We start from the raw sequence: 16,121 nt of genomic DNA on the forward strand, positions 1-16,121 counted from the left end.
GGCCGTTGCGGATCAGCCAGTACGCGAGTTTCTAGATCAGCTGTACCTGGTGCGTCTCACCGATCCGCATGTCACCCGTTTTGTAGATACCGCGCTCACGGTCTCTCCGTGACAGCAGCATCGACAGGGCCGCGTCATAGAGTTCCTTGCGTCCATCGGGCAGATAACCCCTGCGGTCACGGTGGAGCGCGCAAATGAGGGCGCACATCAGCGGGTTCGTCGCAAGCCGGTCGAGTTCCTGCTTGGCCCTTACCGCGTAGAGGAGTTCCTTTCCGTACGCATCGCCACTGCCTGCCGCCTTGTGCCAGCGTTTGATGAACGCGGCGACATCGTCACGGCTCATGGGAGCCAGGTCCAGTTCCGTGAACTTCTCGCTCGCCAGCCAGTTCTCCTGCACCGCCGAGGGACGCGACGTGACGAGCCAGTGGTTCCTCGGGTACGAACCGACAAGATCCCGCAGCCAGTTGCGGGCTTCCTCACGTTCCTCCTCGGGCATCTCATCGATTCCGTCGATGAGCATGAGGCCGCGCCCGGCGGTCAGTACTCGGTCGTACCAACCCGTGGGCTGGGCGGGAGCGATCGGGCACCCCACCGCCGAGAGGAACTCGTTCGGGGCAGGCAATCGCGCTCCGGCGCGAGTCAGGGAACGCATGGGCAGCACGAACGGCACCAGTCCATGCAGGTACAGGAGATGCTCGTCGACGTCGCTGCGGGCGGCACTCACCGCCAGCCATTGCACGAGAGTGGTCTTCCCCGACCCCGCGACCCCGCGCATGAGGACCCGGGCACGCCCGGCCAGGACGTGTTCCGCCGGCATCGTCAACGGCATCTTCCCTGCCGCGGTCCCCGTGGCCTCCAGGCTCAGATAGGCGGCATCCAACGGCCATGCCCCCGACGCCGTGGCCAGATCGAGGCCGAAGATGGTCAGCTTGCCGTGCTTCGTCGAGATATAGCTCGCATACCGCGCCTCGAAACTGCCGTCCGCCGGCGAGGGCGTTCGCATGATCAAGGTATCGATCTTCGACGACAGTTCCTCGATCCGGCGACTCTGCTCGACGAGGGTGCGGGGCACAAAAGTCGATCTCGTCGTGAAGAAATGGAGGATGTGCAGGCAGGCGGTGTCCACCACCTGCGCATGCAATAGCACCGCATCACTCGAAAGTCCGATCGTGGCAGCCTGATTGCTCGACCGGAGGCTCCGTGACAACTCCAGATGGCCGAGCTGAACGGCCTGGACGTCGTCCATGTCGATGTGCTCCAGAAAACACAGCGAGTGGGTGACGGCGTTCACCACGGCACGTTGCTCGAAGCGGGGAAGTCGTTCCGAGACACCGGTCGACAGCGCCGCGCGCTCGACCAACTCTTCCGAGATCTTGCGGAGTTCGACATCTGTGAGAGTCCGCTTCTCTCCACGGAACGACACCAGGCCGGAGATGCGGACAGGTCTGTCGACCAACCCCGCGCCGGGCCCGTCCGCACGAAACAGCTTCTTCACCAGCGGGCCGACGACGCTCGACGCGAGACGGGCCCCAACACTTACGGCTTCCATGGCGGCATCAGCCTAGAACTCCCCTGGGGCGCAAGGCAGTTCAACCGATCACAATGCCCTGAATGATCACCAAGATGACCAGAGGGCGCCAAACTGTGCCCTCACTCTGACAGAGCGTCGAGCAGAGCGACCGCCGAATGCGCTACGGCACGGAATCGGCAAACCTGGAGAACAGGTCGAGGCACGGGAAGACTGCGTATGCCGGACTGCCTCAGACCCGAGACAGCGCTCGGGTCCGGCGTCGGACGAACAGAGCTACTACGTCGACAGGACGAGCAGAACCTGCGGCGGCCAGGGGCCAAGGCCCCGACCCGGACGCCGCCTTCGAGAGCACAGGTTCACAGCTGGTCGTTGCCGGTCATCGCCGGCAAGTACCGACGACCGGTGGCTCCGCTGCCGAGGAGGATCGGCCGCGTAACGCGGTCCCGACCTCTGCCCTGATGACCACCGACAGGCAGAGCGATGCTCTGGCCGGCCCCTTCACGGAAACCCTTCCGCCTGGCAGAAGCCGCCTTGCCGACCCGCCGTCCGCATCAGGACGCTGGGTCCAACCACGGCTCGCGGGGCGCCGAAGCCCCGCCGACAGGGACGGGACCGCCAATGCCGCACACCACCGCCTTCGCCCGCAACCAGTGGTACGTCGCCGCCTACAGCCACGAGGTCGGCCGCGACCTGCTCGGCCGGACGATCCTCGGCGAACCCCTCGTCTTCTACCGCACCGAGGACGACGGCACCGCCGTAGCGCTCCACGACCGGTGTGTGCACCGGCGGTTCCCGCTCTCCGAGAGCCGCCTCGACGGGGACCGGATCGTGTGCGGGTACCACGGCTTCACCTACGACACGACGGGCACCTGTGTGTACGTGCCGGGGCAGAAACGCATCCCCCGCACCGCCCGCGTCGCCTCCTACCCGGTGGTCGAGCAGGACGCGCTGGTCTGGGTGTGGATCGGCGACCCGGCGCTCGCGGACCCGCAGGTCATCCCCCGCGCCCCGCACCTCGCCTCCCCCGACTGGGTCACCGTCAGCGGCATGGAACCGATCGACGCCGACTACGGCCTCCTCGTCGACAACCTCCTCGACCTGTCCCACGAGACGTATCTGCACGGCGGTTACATCGGCTCCCCCGAGGTCGCCGAGACACCGATCACCACGGAGGTCGACGAGGGCGCCGGCGTCGTACGGGTGAGCCGGCACATGGGCGACGCCGAGTGCCCGCCGTTCTACGCCAGGTCCACCGGGATACAAGGGCGGATCACCCGCTGGCAGGACATCGAGTACCACGCACCCTGCCTCTACCTCCTGCACAGCCGGATCGCCCCGGTCGGCGTCCTGCCCGAGGAGGACGGCAGCGACCCGAACGGTTTCCACACCGAGATCACCTACGCCATCACCCCCTCGTCGGACGGCAAGGTGTACGACTTCTGGGCGGTCTCGCGCGACTGGGCCACCGACGACGCCGAGGTCACCGAGTTCCTGCGCGGCAACAACCACACCGTCGTCATGCAGGACGTCGACGCGCTCAACCTCCTTCAGAAGACGCTGGGTTCGGAGCGCGGTGGCTACCAGGAGCTGAGCATCAACATCGACACCGGCGGTCTCGCCGCCCGCCGTATCCTCGCCCGGCTGGTCGAGGAGGGCGCCAAGCCCGTGGAGAAGGTCCAGTGACCGCTCCGACCGGCGAGGTCTACCGCATCGACTGGCTGCCGGGCACCGACATCCTGCACGGCACCTGCCACTGCGGCCGAGAGCACACGTCGCAGGACCCGATCGAGATGTGGGAGTGGATGCTCGCCCACCCCCGCGGCCACGCCGTCGACGATGCGCAGGGAGCCGACGCATGACCATCTACGAGGCCGAACTCGTCGTAGAAAAGCGTGAGTTCGCAGCCGACGGCGTACTCGCCCTCGCCCTGCGCCACCCGCTCGGCGAGCAACTCCCCACCTGGGAACCGGGCGCCCACATCGACGTCCTCCTCGGCCCCGACCTTGAGCGTCAGTACTCGCTGTGCGGCGACCCGGCCGACCGTACGACATGGCGGATCGCGGTGCTGCGGGAGCCGGACGGGCGGGGCGGATCGGCTTACGTGCACGGGCAGTTGGGGCACGGCGACAAGGTGCGGGTACGCGGCCCGCGCAACCACTTCCGGCTGGAACCCGCCGCCCGCTACCGCTTCGTCGCGGGCGGTATCGGCATCACGCCCCTCCTCCCGATGCTGGCCGCGGCCGAGGCGGCGGGCGCGGAGTGGAGCCTGCTCTACGGCGGTCGCACCCGTAACTCCCTTGCGTTCACGGAGGAGTTGGGCCGCTACGGCGACCGCGTCACCGTCGCTCCGCAGGACGAGGTCGGGCTGCTCGACCTGCCGTCGGTCCTGGACGACGTTCCGGACGGCACCCTCGTCTACTGCTGCGGTCCCGGGCCGCTGCTCGACGCGGTCGAGGCACGGTGTCCCGGTGGCATCCTGCACGTCGAGCGGTTCCAGCCCAAGGCTCAAGTCGTGGGCGCCGACAGCGAGTTCGAGGTCGTGCTGGAGCAGAGCGGGAAGACGGTCACCGTTCCGGTGGGCGTGTCCGTGCTCGACACCGTGCGCGCCGCCGGGGTCGAGGTGCTGTTCTCCTGCACCGAGGGCACCTGCGGAACCTGCGAGACCGATGTCCTCGAAGGCACCCCGGACCACCGCGACTCGGTGCTGAGCGAAGAGGAACGGGCGGTCGGCGAGACGATGCTCATCTGCGTCTCGCGCTGCCTGGGAAAGCGGCTCGTCCTGGATCTGTGACGGCGTCGGACGACACAGCGAAAGCGCACTTCACGACACAGCGAAAGCGCACTTCACGACACGGCAAGAGCGCACTTCGGTAACTGTCAACAATATTGTGAGCACTAGGCATTGACCTGGCCGCGACGGGGCCCTACGTTCCCGCTCAACACCCATTGAGCACCACTGTGCGATCTGCGCACAGCCTGTCGGAACACCGTCGTCTGCACAGGAGTTGCCATGCGTCGTCTGCTCGTCGGCCTCGCGGCCGGATCCATGCTGGTCGCCGCGTCGGCCTGCGGTTCGTCCGGCAACGGAGCGTCGGACAACACCGGTTCGTCCACCGGCACCACCACGGTCAAGGTCGGAGTCATCCCCATCGTCGATGTCGCCCCGCTCTACCTCGGCCAGAAAGAGGGCTTCTTCAGCAAGCACGGCCTGAAACTGTCGATGACGCTCGCGCAGGGCGGCGCGGCCATCGTGCCGGGTGTGGTCAGCGGCCAGTTCCAGTTCGGCTTCTCCAACATGACCTCCCTGATGCTCGCCGAGTCCAACAACGTGCCCGTGAAGGCCATCGCCAACGGTGTCGCCTCAACGGGCGTGTCCGGCAAGGACTTTGGCGCCCTCGTCGTCAAGAAGGGCAGCACCCTCAAGTCGGCGAAGGAGCTGGAGGGCAAGAAGGTCGCGGTCAACACCCTGAAGAACATCAACGAGACGGCCGTACGCGAATCCGTCCGCAAGGCCGGCGGCGATCCGGACAAGGTCAAGTTCGTGGAGCTGGCCTTCGACCAGATGCCGGCCGCCCTCGACAAGGGCCAGATCGACGCCGCGATGGCCGTCGAACCCGCGCTCACCACCATGCTGAACCAGGGCGCCCAGCAGATCGCCTGGCCGCTGGTCGACGTGGCGCCGAACCTCACCGTCGCCATGTACTTCACGTCGACGGCGTACGCGACCAAGAACCCTGCCGTGGTGAAGAAGTTCCAGGAGGCCACCGCCGAGTCCCTGGCCTACGCCGACGCCCACCCGGACGAGGTCCGGCAGATCGTCGCCACCTACACCAAGGTCCCGGCGAGCGTGCTGGCGAAGGTGATCCTGCCCAAGTGGCCCGCCGATCCGAACCGTTCGTCGATCGAGACGCTGGAGAAGCTGAGCGTGACGGACGGTCTCTTCAAGACGGCCCCCGACCTGGACAAGCTGCTTCCGTGAAGGGACTGAACACCGCACTCGGTGCGGCCGGACTCGCGGCCTTCCTCGCGCTCGGCGAGGTCGTGCCGCGCGTCGGCATCGTCAAGGAGGCCTACTTCCCGCCGACCAGCCGCATCGCGTCCGCGTTCTGGGACGAACTCCAGGACGGCGCCTTCTGGTCGGCACTCGGCGACACCCTCACCGGCTGGGCCCTGGGCCTGGCGATCGCCGTCGGCGCGGGCATCGTCGTCGGCGTCCTGCTCTCCGTAGTCCCCCACCTCCGTGAGGCAACCGCCTCGACGATCGAGTTCCTCCGCCCGATCCCGTCGGTCGCCCTCATCCCCCTCGCGGTGCTGTTGTACGGCACCGAACTCCGCTCAGTGCTATTGCTCGTCGTCTACGCCTCCTTCTGGCAGATCCTGATCCAGGTCCTCTACGGCGTCCAGGACGTCGACCCGGTCGCCGAGGAGACGGCGCGGTCGTACGGTCTCGGCACCTGGGCCCGGGTGCGGCACGTGCTGTGGCCGAGCGCGCTGCCGTACGTCATGACCGGCGTGCGGCTGGCGGCGGCGGTCGCGCTGATCCTCACGATCACCGCCGAACTGGTCATCGGGGCACCGGGGTTGGGCGCGACCATCGCGGTCGCCCAGACCTCGCAGGCCGTACCGGAGATGTACGCGCTGATCGTGGTGACCGGTCTGCTGGGGCTGCTCATCAATGTGGGCGCGCGTACGGTGGAACGGCGGGCGCTGGCCTGGCACCAGTCGGTGCGCGGGGAGGTGGCGGTGTGAGGCGGATGCTGCTCCGGCTGCTGTTCGCGGTCGCGCTGCCGGCCGTGCTGATCGCCCTGTGGTGGCTGGCGTCGGACGGCAGCACCAACGTGTACTGGCCACCCCTGCGCACCATCCTGAAGACCTTCCCCGACGTATGGACCGGCGCCCGCCTCAAGACGGACGTGCTGCCCAGCATCCTGCGGCTCGCGGCCGGTTACGCCACGGCGGCCGTCGTCGGCGTCGCGCTCGGCACGGTGATCGGCTCGTACCGGCGGGTGCGCGCGGTGTGCGAACCGGTCCTGGAGTTCCTGCGGGCCGTGCCGCCACCGGTGCTGGTCCCGGTCATCATGCTGTTCGCGGGCATCGGCGACACGATGAAGATCGTGGTCATCGCGAGCGGCTGCGTCTGGCCCGTCCTCCTCAACACCGTCGAGGGCGTCCGCGCGGTCGACCCGGTCATGAAGGAAACCGCCCTCTCCTACGGCGTCACGGGCGTCGCCCGGCTGCGCACGCTGGTGCTGCGTTCGGCGAGCCCGCAGATCTTCGCGGGGCTGCGCCAGGCGCTGTCCATCGGGATCATCCTGATGGTCATCAGCGAGATGTTCGCGGCCACCGACGGGCTGGGCTTCACCATCGTCCAGTTCCAACGCAGCTTCGCCATCCCGGACATGTGGACGGGCATCCTCGTTCTCGGGATGCTGGGGTTCCTGCTCTCCGTCGTCTTCCAGGTGGTCGAGCGGCGGGTGCTCGGCTGGTACCACGGGCTGCGCGCGGCCGCCCGCCGAACCCCGTGAACATCGTGAAAGGGCGGTCCATGCACGCGCAACTCGACGTATCCGGCCTGAAGAAGGTCTACGAGGGTTCCGGCCGCCGGGTCGAGGCGGTACGGGATCTCACCTTCACCGTCGACGCCGGCGAACTCGTCTGCCTCGTCGGCCCGTCGGGCTGCGGCAAGACCACCCTGTTGAAGTGCATGGGCGGGCTCCTCACCCCGACCGCGGGCGAAGTCCTCCTGGGCGGACGGAAGGTGAGCGGTCCGCCGCCGGGGATGGCGTTCGTGTTCCAGGAGTACGGGCGCAGCCTCTTCCCCTGGATGCGGGTCGGCGAGAACGTCGAACTCCCTTTGAAACAGAAGAACTTGTCGAAGGCCCGACGGCGTGAACTGGTCGCGGACGCGCTGGAGTCGGTGGGGCTGACGGAGGCCGCGGGGGCGTATCCGTGGCAGCTGTCCGGCGGTATGCAGCAGCGGGTCGCGATCGCGCGTGCGCTGGCGTACGAGCCCGAAGTCCTGCTGATGGACGAGCCGTTCGCGGCGGTCGACGCGCAGACCCGGGCCGATCTGGAGGATCTCGTACGGGGGTTGTGGCGGGAGCGCGGCATCACGATCCTGTTCGTGACCCACGACATCGACGAGGCCGTGTACTTGGGTGAGCGCGTGGTCGTGCTGTCGGCGTCGCCGACCGTCGTACAGGAGCAGCTGAAGGTCGATCTGCCAGTGGAGCGCGACCAGTTGCACACCCGGGTCGCCCCGCGCTTCGCCGAACTGCGGACCCATGTGTACGAGCAGATCCAGGCGGCGAAGCGCGGGACGCTCCCGGTTCAGGACCGGCTCACGAAGTGAGGTACGCCTCCACTTCGCTCAACTGCCCTGCGGGCCAGCCGGTGTTGGCGGTGATGTTGAGCCGCAGATAGCGCAGGTTCGTGCCGCTCGGCAGGGCCACGGTGACCGTGTTCCCGGACGCCGGGTCGAAGCGGTAGCCGGTGGAGCCGACGACGGTCGAGTAGGCCGAGCCGTCGGTGCTGCCCAGTACGGACAGCGTCTGTGTGCGGGCGCCCCACGCGGAGGACGGCGGCAGCTTCAACATCACTCTGCGTACGGCCTGGTTGGAGCCGAGGTCGACCGTCCAGGCCTGCGGAAAGGCATTGTTGGCGGACTCCCAGTAGGTGTTCGCGTCGCCGTCGACCGCCTTGCCCGGCGTGTAGACGTCCTGCGAGCCGGTCGCGGTGGCGGGGCGGCCCTTGGCGAGGTTGGTGGTCTGGTCCGGGGGCGGGTTGCCCTGGCCGGGCTGGGGCCAGGACGAGCAGTCCGACCAGGTGCTGCTCCAGCCGGCATTGCCGCCGCCGTCGGTGAGGCCGAAGACCCCGGAGCCGGACGGGTAGGGGCAGTTGTAGATGCCGGCCGCGCCGACGCCGGTGGCCTGTACGTTGCTGAACTTGGCCGCGCCCTGTGCCTCGGCCTGGACGACGACCGTGCCGGTGTTCTGCACGGTCGCACCGCTCACGGTGACGTTGCCGGTCGAGTAGCCGTGCCCGCCGCCGGACACGAACTCGAAGGCGCTGTAAGGGCTGTTGGTGATGGTCGTGTTGGTGATGTTGACGGTGGCGTTGACGGCGCTGTCGTAGGAGTCGACGCGCAACGCGCCCATGGGATGGCCCCAGTTGGGGTTGATCGCGCCGGTGCGGACGAGGGTGTTGCCGTCGACCGTGATCGTGCCGGCGAGCGGGGAGAACGGGTCGAGGAACTTCTGGTTGGAGATCGCGATGCCGCTGCCGAGGGCGTTGGTGTCGGAGACCAGGTTGTTCCTGACGGCGATGTTCGTGCCGCCGTAGACCGCGATGCCGTTGGCGAGGTTCGGCTGGGAGATGGTGTTGTTCTCGAAACTGCTGTTGGTGTCGGGGGAGTTGAGCGACCACATGGCGAGGGAGTCGTCGCCTTGGTTGCGGAGGAAGTTGTTGCGGACGATGACGCCGTGGGCGCTGCCGTTGAGGTTGAGGCCGTCGGCGGTGGTGTCGAGGACGCGGTTGTTCTCGACGACGAGGTTGTCGTTGTTGCCCGTCAGCCAGAGGCCGACCTTGAGGTGCTGGATCCACATCCCGGAGACCGAACTCCCCGGTCCCAGCGACCCGTTGACGAAGTTGTCGGGGTTGGAGTCGACGCGTTCGGTGACCTCGCCGATGACGGCGAAGTCCTTGATGTGGACGCCGCCGGAGGAGCTGGACTGGTCGATGAAGCGCGAGGTGTGCACGACCGAGTACCACTGGCCGGCGCCCTGGAGCGTCACGTTCTGCACACCGCTGAGGGAGGAGGTGAGGCGGTAGTCGCCCGGCGGGATCCACACCACTCCCCCTTGCGCGGCGGAGATGGCGTCGCGGAAGGCCTGGGTGGAGTCGCCCGAGCCGCTGGGGTCGGCGCCCTTGGAGACCACGGACACCGAACCGGCGGGCTGCGCGGCGGCCCCGGCGACCTGCTCGAAGTCGGCGACGTCGACGGTGACTTGGGTGCCCGTCGACACGAACGCGACCTTGTCGCCCTGCTGCACGTTCTGGCCGAGCAGGAGCCGGGAGTTGTCGAAGAAGTGGTGCGTCTTGGCGCCCGCGATCCAACTCGTGTCCACATACGAGTACTTGGACGTGACGGCGAGCGTCTTGCTGATCTTGACGCCGTTGACGTACACGTCCAGGCTGCCGCTCTGGCCGTCCGGGACGTTGTAAGACACGTTCACGGCGTTGGCCGCGCGCGGCACGGTGAACTCGACCCGCTGCCCGGAGGTGAGCCGTACGGCCTGCCGTCCGGAGGCCTCGGAGGCGACGGTCCCCTGGGTGTAGTCGGGGCCGATCCTGGTCCCCGTCGTGGTGGCCGACTCGGCCTCGACCGAGGCGAAGGGGAGGGAGGCGCCCGAGGCCGCGTGGGCGGCGGCGGGGGTCAGGGCGACGAGCGTGCCGGCGGCGAGCGCGACGGCCGTACCGATGATTGGCATGCGCCTGACAGAACGGAAGGTGGTGCTGTGCATGTGCTGATCCCTTCGAGGTGGGGGTGCGGGGATAGCGGATGCAGGGTGACGGCCGATGACCGCGGGGCTATGCGGTGTGCAGCCAGGCGGCCGTGTCCCGCGGCAGGCGTCCCTGGTCGTCCAGGGGGCCGCTGGTCAGCAGGAGTCGGGTGTGCGAGGGGAGGTCGGCGGGTGCGTCGGCGAGGTTGACCACGCAGATCACACCCTCCGCACGGGCGAAGGCGAGGACGCCGTCGGGGGCGGGCAGCCAGGTGAGGGGGCCGTCACCGAAGACCGGCCGGAGGCGGATCGCGTCGCGGTAGAGGTTGAGCATGGAGTCGACGGTCCGCTGTTGACGGTCGACCGCATACAATGTCCAGCCGACCGGCTGCGGCAGCCACGGCTCACCGCGCGAACCGAAGCCCGCGTACGGTGCTCCCTCGACCCAGGGCAGCGGCACCCGGCAGCCGTCGCGGCCGGGGTCGGTGCCACCGGACCGGAGGTACATCGGATCCTGTATGCGGTCGACGGGCAGCTCGACCTCGGGCAGCCCCAGCTCCTCCCCCTGGTAGAGGTAGACCACTCCGGGCAGGGCCAGCGAGAGCAGGGCGGCTGCCCGTGCGCGCCGGGTGCCGAGGGCGAGGTCGGTCGGGGTGCCGAAGGCCTTGGTGGCGAAGTCGAAGCCGGTGTCGGCGCGGCCGTAGCGGGTGACCGTACGGGTCACGTCGTGGTTGCACAGGACCCAGGTGGCGGGCGCGCCGATCGGGGCGTGCTCGGCGAGGGTCTCGTCGATCGAGGCACGCAGCCGCTCCGGGTCCCAAGGGCAGGACAGGAAGGCGAAGTTGAAGGCGGTGTGCAGTTCGTCGGGGCGCAGGTAGCGGGCGAAGCGTTCGGTGTCGGGGAGCCAGACCTCGCCGACGAAGACGGCGCCGTACTCGTCGGCGACGGCCCGCCAGGAGCGGTAGATGTCGTGGAGTTCGTCGCGGTCGACGAAGGGGTTGGGGTCGCGGCCCTCGACGAAGTCGGGCAGGGCGGGGTCCTTGGCGAGCAGCGCCGCCGAGTCGATGCGGACGCCCTCGACACCGCGCTCGAACCAGAACCGCAGGATGTCCTCGTGCTCCTGACGCACCGCCGGGTGGGCCCAGTTGAGGTCGGGCTGTTCGGGGGTGAACAGGTGGAGGTACCAGTCGCCGTCGGGGAGGCGGGTCCACACGGGTTCGGTGGAGCCGGCGAACTGCGACGGCCAGTCGTTGGGCGGGAGTTCACCGTGTGCGCCGCGTCCCGGGCGGAAGTGGAACAGGTCGCGCTCGGGGCCGCCGGCGAGGGCGGCACGGAACCACGGGTGCTGGTCGGAGACGTGGTTCGGCACGATGTCGACGATCGTGCGGATCCCCAACTCCCGTGCCTCGGCGATGAGTTTCTCCGCCTCGGCGAGCGAGCCGAAGGCCGGGTCGATGGCGCGGTAGTCGGCGACGTCGTAGCCGCCGTCCTTCATCGGTGACAGGTACCAGGGGTTGAACCACAGGGCGTCCACGCCGAGTTCGGCGAGATACGGCAGTCGGGAGCGGACGCCCGCGAGGTCGCCGGTGCCGTCGCCGTCGCCGTCCGCGAAGCTGCGGACGTAGACCTGGTAGATGACGGCGGAGCGCCACCAGTCGTCCTGGCTCTGGGCAGGGGTGGGCTGTCCCACGGTGCTGGCCTTTCTGTCGGGGGCGTCGAAGGGGGCGGTGTCAGCCCTTCGTGCTGCCCGCGCTGATCCCGGCGATGATGTGCCGCTGGAAGACCAGGAACATCGCGACCATGGGGATGCTCGCGATCACCATCGCGGCGATGAGCACGGTCAGTTGGATGTTCTGGGACAGCTGGACGAGTGCCACGCTGATCGGCTGTTTGTCGGTGTCGGAGAAGACCATCAGCGGCCACAGGAAGTCCTGCCAGACGGCGACGAGCGCGAAGATCGACACGACGCCGAGCACGGGCCGGGACATGGGCAGCACGATGGACCACAGGATGCGGAGTTTCCCGGCGCCGTCGATCTCGGCGGCCTCCATGACGTCGCGCGGGAGCTGGTCGAAGAACCGCTTGAGGAGATACAGGTTGAAGGCGTTGGCGACGGCCGGGAGCCAGATGCCGAGGGGGCTGTTGAGCAGGCTGGTGTGGATCAACGGGAGGTCGGCGGCGGTCAGGTACTTGGGTACGACGAGTGCCTGGGCCGGGACCATCAGCGTCGCCAGGATGCCGCCGAGGATCAACTTGCCGAAGGCGGGCTTGAGTTTGGACAGGGCGTAGGCGGCGGCCGTGCAGAGGACCAGCTGGAACGCCCAGGCGCCGGCGGCCTGGACGACCGTGTTCCACAGGTGCTCCGGGAGCTGCATCAGGGACCAGGCGTCGGTGTAGCCGCTGAGGTGCCAGTGCTTGGGGATGATCGTGGGCGGGGTCTGCGCGATCTCGTCCGGCGACTTCATGGCGCCGGTGACCATCCAGTAGACGGGGAAGAGGAAGGCGAGCGCGAAGAGCACGACGACGCCGGTGAACACCGTCCAGTAGACGGCCTTTCCGCGCGGCCGGGCGAGGGTCGCCGGGGAGAGCAGCGTGCGGGTGGTCACAGGTCGTCCTCTCCGGAGCGGGTCAGCCGCAGATAGAGGGCCGAGAAGACGCCGAGCAGCACGAGGAGCATCACGCTGAGCGCGCAGGCGCCGCCGAAGTCGTTGTAGAGGAAGGCGTATTTGTAGATCAGGTAGAGCACGGTGACGGTGGCGCTCTCCGGTCCGCCGCCGGTGATGACGAACGGTTCGGTGAACACCTGCATCGTGGCGATGATCTGAAGGAGCATCAGCATCAGGATGACGAACCGGGTCTGAGGGATCGTCACATACCGGACGCGTTGCAACAGGCTCGCGCCGTCCAGTTCGGCGGCCTCGTACAGCTCGCCGGGGATGGACTGGAGCGCGGCCAGGTAGATCAGGACGGTGCCGCCCAGGTTGGCCCAAGTGGCCACGATCACCAGGGAGATGAGGGCGGTGTCGGTGCCGTTGGACCAGTTCGAGGTGGGCAGGTGCAGGAAGCGCAACGTCTCGTTGGCGAGGCCCGCTCCCGGGTCGTAGAACCACTTCCACAGCAGGGCGGTGACCACCGGGGGGATCATCACCGGGAGGTAGACGACGACTCGGAAGAAGGCCTTCCAGTGCCTCAACTCGTTGAGGACCAGGGCGAGTACGAACGGGATCGCGAAGCCGATGAGCAGGGCCAGCAGGGTGAAGACGAGGGTGTTGCGCCAGGCGGCGGCGAACTCGGGGTCGTGCCAGACCTGGGTGAAGTTGGCGGTGCCGACCCACTCGGGCGAGGAGCCGGGCGTGTACTTCTGGAAGGCGATCACGACCGCGCGGATCGCCGGGTACCAGGAGAACAGGGCGAAGCAGATCAGGCCGCCGATGAGGAAGGCGTAGGCACGGGCCTGGTCGATGAGGCGGCGCCGCCCCCGGCCCCCTGCCGGGGGCGGCGCCTGGACCTGTCGTTCCGCCGTCGCCTCGACGGGACTCCGGGTGGCCGTCCGGGTCATCGGGTCAGCCCCGGGCCAGGATGCCGTCGATCTTTCCGGAGGCGTCCTTGAGGAGCTGGTCGATGTTCGCGTCCTTCTTGGTGAGGACGGCGGAGACGGCTCCGTCGAGGACGGAGTAGATCTGCTGGGCGTCCGGCGGCTCGATCTTCATCTGGAGGGACTGGTTGCCGTCGAGGAAGGCCTGGTAATTCGCCACCGGCACATTGGAGTTGGCCTTCTTGACCTGCTGGTCCTTGGCGTCGGCGGCGCCGGTGAACAGGCGCGGTTCGGGCAGTCCGACAGGCGCGTTGGCCTTCTTGGCGCGGGCGTAGTCGCCGAGGAAGCCGCTGCCCGGGGTGAGGAACATGCTGTCGAGCCACTTGAGGCCGGCGCGGATCTGGGCGGGCGTGTCGTGCTTGTTGAACATGTAGCCGTCGCCGCCGATGAGCGTGCCCTGGCCGCCGGGCATCGGGCCGAGGGCGAGGTCGTCGTAGTTGCCGCCCTTCTCCTTGACCAGGATCGGGATGTTGTCCGGCGCGGAGAGGTACATGCCGAGCTTGCCCGAACCCATCAGCTGCTGCACGTCGTTGATGACGAGGAGCTGCTTGCTGCCCATCGAGTTGTCGGTCCAGCGCATGTCGTGCAGGTTCTGCAGCACGGCGTGGCCCTGGGGCGTGTCGATGGTGGCCTTCTTGCCGTCGGCGCTGACGACGTCGCCGCCCTGCGAGTACATCTCGGCGGTGAAGTGCCAACCCCCTTGGTTCTGGGCGCTGTAGTCGGCGTAGCCGATGGTGCCGTTGCCGAGCGCGGCTATCTTCTTGGCGTCGGCCCGGACCTCGGCCCAGGTTGTCGGCGCCTTGTCGGGGTCGAGTCCGGCCTGCTGGAAGAGCTTGCGGTTGTAGATCAAGCCCATCGAGTAGCCGGTGCGCGGGATGCCGTAGATCTTGCCGTCGACGGTGTAGATGTCACGCAGCTGCTTCTGCAGCGTGTCGTAACTCTTCAACTCCTTGATGTACGGCGTGAGATCGGCGGCCTGGTTGATGTCGACGACGTGCTTGGCGTCGGTGAAGTACGTGTAGAACACGTCCTCCATCTGGCCGCCGGCGAGCTTGGCGTCGAAGGTCTTCGGGTCCTGGCAGGGGAACGCGTCATGGGTGACGACGTCGATGTCCGTGTTCTTCTTCTCGAAGGCCGCGACATCGGAATCGAAGAACTTCCGGTCGACCTTGGCGCTCTTGGGCGGCTCGCAGTTGACCGTGATGCGCGTCTTGCCGCTCGCCGAGTCGTCGCCGGACCCGCAGGCGGCGGCGGTGAGCGCGAGAGAACAGACGCCGATCGCGGCGAAGGTGCGGCGGAACCCGGTGCTTCTCATCGGTGGACCCCTCTGGGCAGGAGCGGTGGGCGCCGCACACTCAAGCACCGCCGACACCTGTCCGCAAGATGTCGCGCAGAATCTGTAATTATTCGACAGCGCGGTGACTATCAGCCGCGCGGGGCTTGCGCGGTGGAACCACGCACTACCAGTTCCGGCTCGAAGAGCAGCTCTTCGGCCGGTACGGCGGTGCCGCCGACCTGTGAGTTCAGCAGCTCCACGGCGGCCCGGCCCATGGCCTCGATGGGCTGGCGGACGGTGGTCAGCGGGGGCTCCGTGCAGTTCATGAAGGCGGAGTCGTCGTAACCGACGACGGAGATCTGTGACGGGACGTCAAGTCCCTTGCGGCGTGCGGCCCTTATGGCACCCAGGGCGAGGGGGTCGCTGGCGCAGATGATGCCGGTGACGCCCCGGTCGATGAGCCGGGAGGCGGCGGCGTGGCCGCCCTCGATGGAGAAGATGGCGCGGGCGACGAACTCGTCGGGCAGGTCGGTCGCGAGAGCCCGCGCGGCGGCCAGCTTCCGTGCGGACGGCATGTGGTCGGCGGGGCCGAGGACGAGCCCGATGCGCTCGTGGCCGAGGGAGGCGAGGTGCCGCCAGGCCTGCTCGACGGCGACCGCGTCGTCGCAGGACACGGCGGGGAAGCCGAGGTGGTCGATGGCCGCGTTGACCAGGACGACCGGGATGTTGCGCTCGGCGAGCAGCCGGTAGTGGTCGTGCGGCGCGTCGGCCTGTGCGTAGAGCCCGCCGGCGAACACGACGCCGGAGACCTGCTGTTGGAGCAGCAGGGTCACGTAGTCGGCCTCGGAGACGCCGCCCTTGGTCTGGGTGCACAGCACCGGGGTCAGGCCGAGTTGGGCGAGTGCGCCGCCGATCACCTCGGCGAAGGCGGGGAAGATGGGGTTCTGCAGCTCGGGCAGCACCAGTCCCACGAGCCGCGCGCGTTCCCCGCGCAACTGCGTGGGCCGTTCGTAGCCGAGCACGTCCAGGGCGGAGAGCACCGCCTGCCGGGTGGGCTCGGAGACTCCGGGTTTGCCGTTGAGCACCCGGCTGACCGTGGCCTCGCTGACCCCGACCTTCTTCGCCACCTCAGCAAGTCGTCGCGTCATGTGCGCAAGAATAGCGCAAGATACGCAAGTGGTTTGCGTTATGGGTGAGTCGGATCCGATGACCGGCGGC

The 16,121-nt window shown here is 68.2% G+C and carries 14 protein-coding genes; 7 read left to right on the top strand and 7 right to left on the bottom strand.

Translation table 11 applies throughout. The features are described 5' to 3' along the window. Positions 1-31: 31 nt before the first annotated feature. Positions 32-1,549, bottom strand: a complete 1,518-nt coding sequence (locus OG194_RS06900) for an NACHT domain-containing protein (RefSeq protein ID WP_327399955.1) — start codon at positions 1,547-1,549, stop codon at positions 32-34. Positions 1,550-2,149: 600 nt separating this feature from the next. On the opposite strand from OG194_RS06900, the gene OG194_RS06905 reads away from it, so the two are divergent. The 7 genes from OG194_RS06905 to OG194_RS06935 all read left to right on the top strand — a co-directional run bounded on the left by OG194_RS06905 (position 2,150) and on the right by OG194_RS06935 (position 7,883). Beyond that, positions 2,150-3,214 carry an aromatic ring-hydroxylating dioxygenase subunit alpha gene (locus tag OG194_RS06905; protein WP_327399956.1) on the top strand — a complete coding sequence of 355 codons (1,065 nt, stop codon included), beginning with the start codon at positions 2,150-2,152 and terminating at the stop codon, positions 3,212-3,214. Beyond that, positions 3,211-3,390 (top strand): hypothetical protein, encoded by a 180-nt coding sequence (locus OG194_RS06910; RefSeq protein WP_327399957.1) that lies wholly within the window; start codon positions 3,211-3,213, stop codon positions 3,388-3,390. Before OG194_RS06905 ends, OG194_RS06910 begins: the two co-directional genes overlap by 4 nt. Next, positions 3,387-4,322: a PDR/VanB family oxidoreductase gene (locus OG194_RS06915; protein WP_327399958.1), complete on the top strand. Its 936-nt coding sequence runs from the start codon at positions 3,387-3,389 to the stop codon at positions 4,320-4,322. The genes OG194_RS06910 and OG194_RS06915 overlap by 4 nt, the downstream gene beginning before the upstream one ends. Before the next feature lie 219 nt (positions 4,323-4,541). Then, complete coding sequence (locus OG194_RS06920) at positions 4,542-5,510, top strand: ABC transporter substrate-binding protein (RefSeq protein WP_327399959.1); 969 nt, start codon at positions 4,542-4,544, stop codon at positions 5,508-5,510. After that, on the top strand, positions 5,507-6,280 hold the full coding sequence (locus OG194_RS06925) for an ABC transporter permease (RefSeq protein WP_327399960.1): 774 nt from the start codon (positions 5,507-5,509) through the stop codon (positions 6,278-6,280). Before OG194_RS06920 ends, OG194_RS06925 begins: the two co-directional genes overlap by 4 nt. Next, entirely contained in the window at positions 6,277-7,056 is a 780-nt protein-coding gene (locus OG194_RS06930; RefSeq protein ID WP_327399961.1) for an ABC transporter permease, read from the top strand. The genes OG194_RS06925 and OG194_RS06930 overlap by 4 nt, the downstream gene beginning before the upstream one ends. 20 nt (positions 7,057-7,076) lie before the next feature. Next, the gene (locus OG194_RS06935; protein ID WP_327399962.1) at positions 7,077-7,883 is read left to right on the top strand and encodes an ABC transporter ATP-binding protein; all 807 of its coding nucleotides are present in this window, start codon (positions 7,077-7,079) and stop codon (positions 7,881-7,883) included. Here OG194_RS06935 and OG194_RS06940 read toward each other — a convergent pair. From OG194_RS06940 to OG194_RS06965, 6 genes are all read right to left on the bottom strand, one after another. After that, complete coding sequence (locus OG194_RS06940; protein ID WP_327399963.1) at positions 7,873-10,053, bottom strand: discoidin domain-containing protein; 2,181 nt, start codon at positions 10,051-10,053, stop codon at positions 7,873-7,875. The two genes, OG194_RS06935 and OG194_RS06940, sit on opposite strands and share 11 nt — an antisense overlap. Before the next feature lie 67 nt (positions 10,054-10,120). Continuing rightward, a complete protein-coding gene (locus OG194_RS06945) occupies positions 10,121-11,722 on the bottom strand; it encodes a glycoside hydrolase family 13 protein (protein WP_327399964.1) in 1,602 nt (533 codons plus the stop codon). A 40-nt stretch (positions 11,723-11,762) separates the two neighbouring features. Continuing rightward, complete coding sequence (locus OG194_RS06950; protein ID WP_327399965.1) at positions 11,763-12,638, bottom strand: carbohydrate ABC transporter permease; 876 nt, start codon at positions 12,636-12,638, stop codon at positions 11,763-11,765. Beyond that, positions 12,635-13,591: a carbohydrate ABC transporter permease gene (locus OG194_RS06955; protein ID WP_327399966.1), complete on the bottom strand. Its 957-nt coding sequence runs from the start codon at positions 13,589-13,591 to the stop codon at positions 12,635-12,637. The genes OG194_RS06950 and OG194_RS06955 overlap by 4 nt, the downstream gene beginning before the upstream one ends. 4 nt (positions 13,592-13,595) lie before the next feature. Further along, positions 13,596-14,942 (bottom strand): ABC transporter substrate-binding protein, encoded by a 1,347-nt coding sequence (locus OG194_RS06960; RefSeq protein ID WP_327399967.1) that lies wholly within the window; start codon positions 14,940-14,942, stop codon positions 13,596-13,598. Positions 14,943-15,052: 110 nt separating this feature from the next. Beyond that, positions 15,053-16,051, bottom strand: a complete 999-nt coding sequence (locus tag OG194_RS06965) for a LacI family DNA-binding transcriptional regulator (RefSeq protein ID WP_318020026.1) — start codon at positions 16,049-16,051, stop codon at positions 15,053-15,055. Between the last annotated feature and the right edge of the window lie 70 nt (positions 16,052-16,121).

Source organism: Streptomyces sp. NBC_01288 (assembly GCF_035982055.1).
GTDB lineage: Bacteria > Actinomycetota > Actinomycetes > Streptomycetales > Streptomycetaceae > Streptomyces.

Bases quoted from the DNA above. Each gene is read 5' to 3' on its own strand.
- OG194_RS06900 (WP_327399955.1), bottom strand. From the start codon at position 1,549: ATGGAAGCCGTAAGTGTTGGGGCCCGTCTCGCGTCGAGCGTCGTCGGC.
- OG194_RS06905 (WP_327399956.1), top strand. From the start codon at position 2,150: ATGCCGCACACCACCGCCTTCGCCCGCAACCAGTGGTACGTCGCCGCC.
- OG194_RS06915 (WP_327399958.1), top strand. From the start codon at position 3,387: ATGACCATCTACGAGGCCGAACTCGTCGTAGAAAAGCGTGAGTTCGCA.
- OG194_RS06920 (WP_327399959.1), top strand. From the start codon at position 4,542: ATGCGTCGTCTGCTCGTCGGCCTCGCGGCCGGATCCATGCTGGTCGCC.
- OG194_RS06935 (WP_327399962.1), top strand. From the start codon at position 7,077: ATGCACGCGCAACTCGACGTATCCGGCCTGAAGAAGGTCTACGAGGGT.
- OG194_RS06940 (WP_327399963.1), bottom strand. From the start codon at position 10,053: ATGCACAGCACCACCTTCCGTTCTGTCAGGCGCATGCCAATCATCGGT.
- OG194_RS06955 (WP_327399966.1), bottom strand. From the start codon at position 13,591: ATGACCCGGACGGCCACCCGGAGTCCCGTCGAGGCGACGGCGGAACGA.
- OG194_RS06960 (WP_327399967.1), bottom strand. From the start codon at position 14,942: ATGAGAAGCACCGGGTTCCGCCGCACCTTCGCCGCGATCGGCGTCTGT.
- OG194_RS06965 (WP_318020026.1), bottom strand. From the start codon at position 16,051: ATGACGCGACGACTTGCTGAGGTGGCGAAGAAGGTCGGGGTCAGCGAG.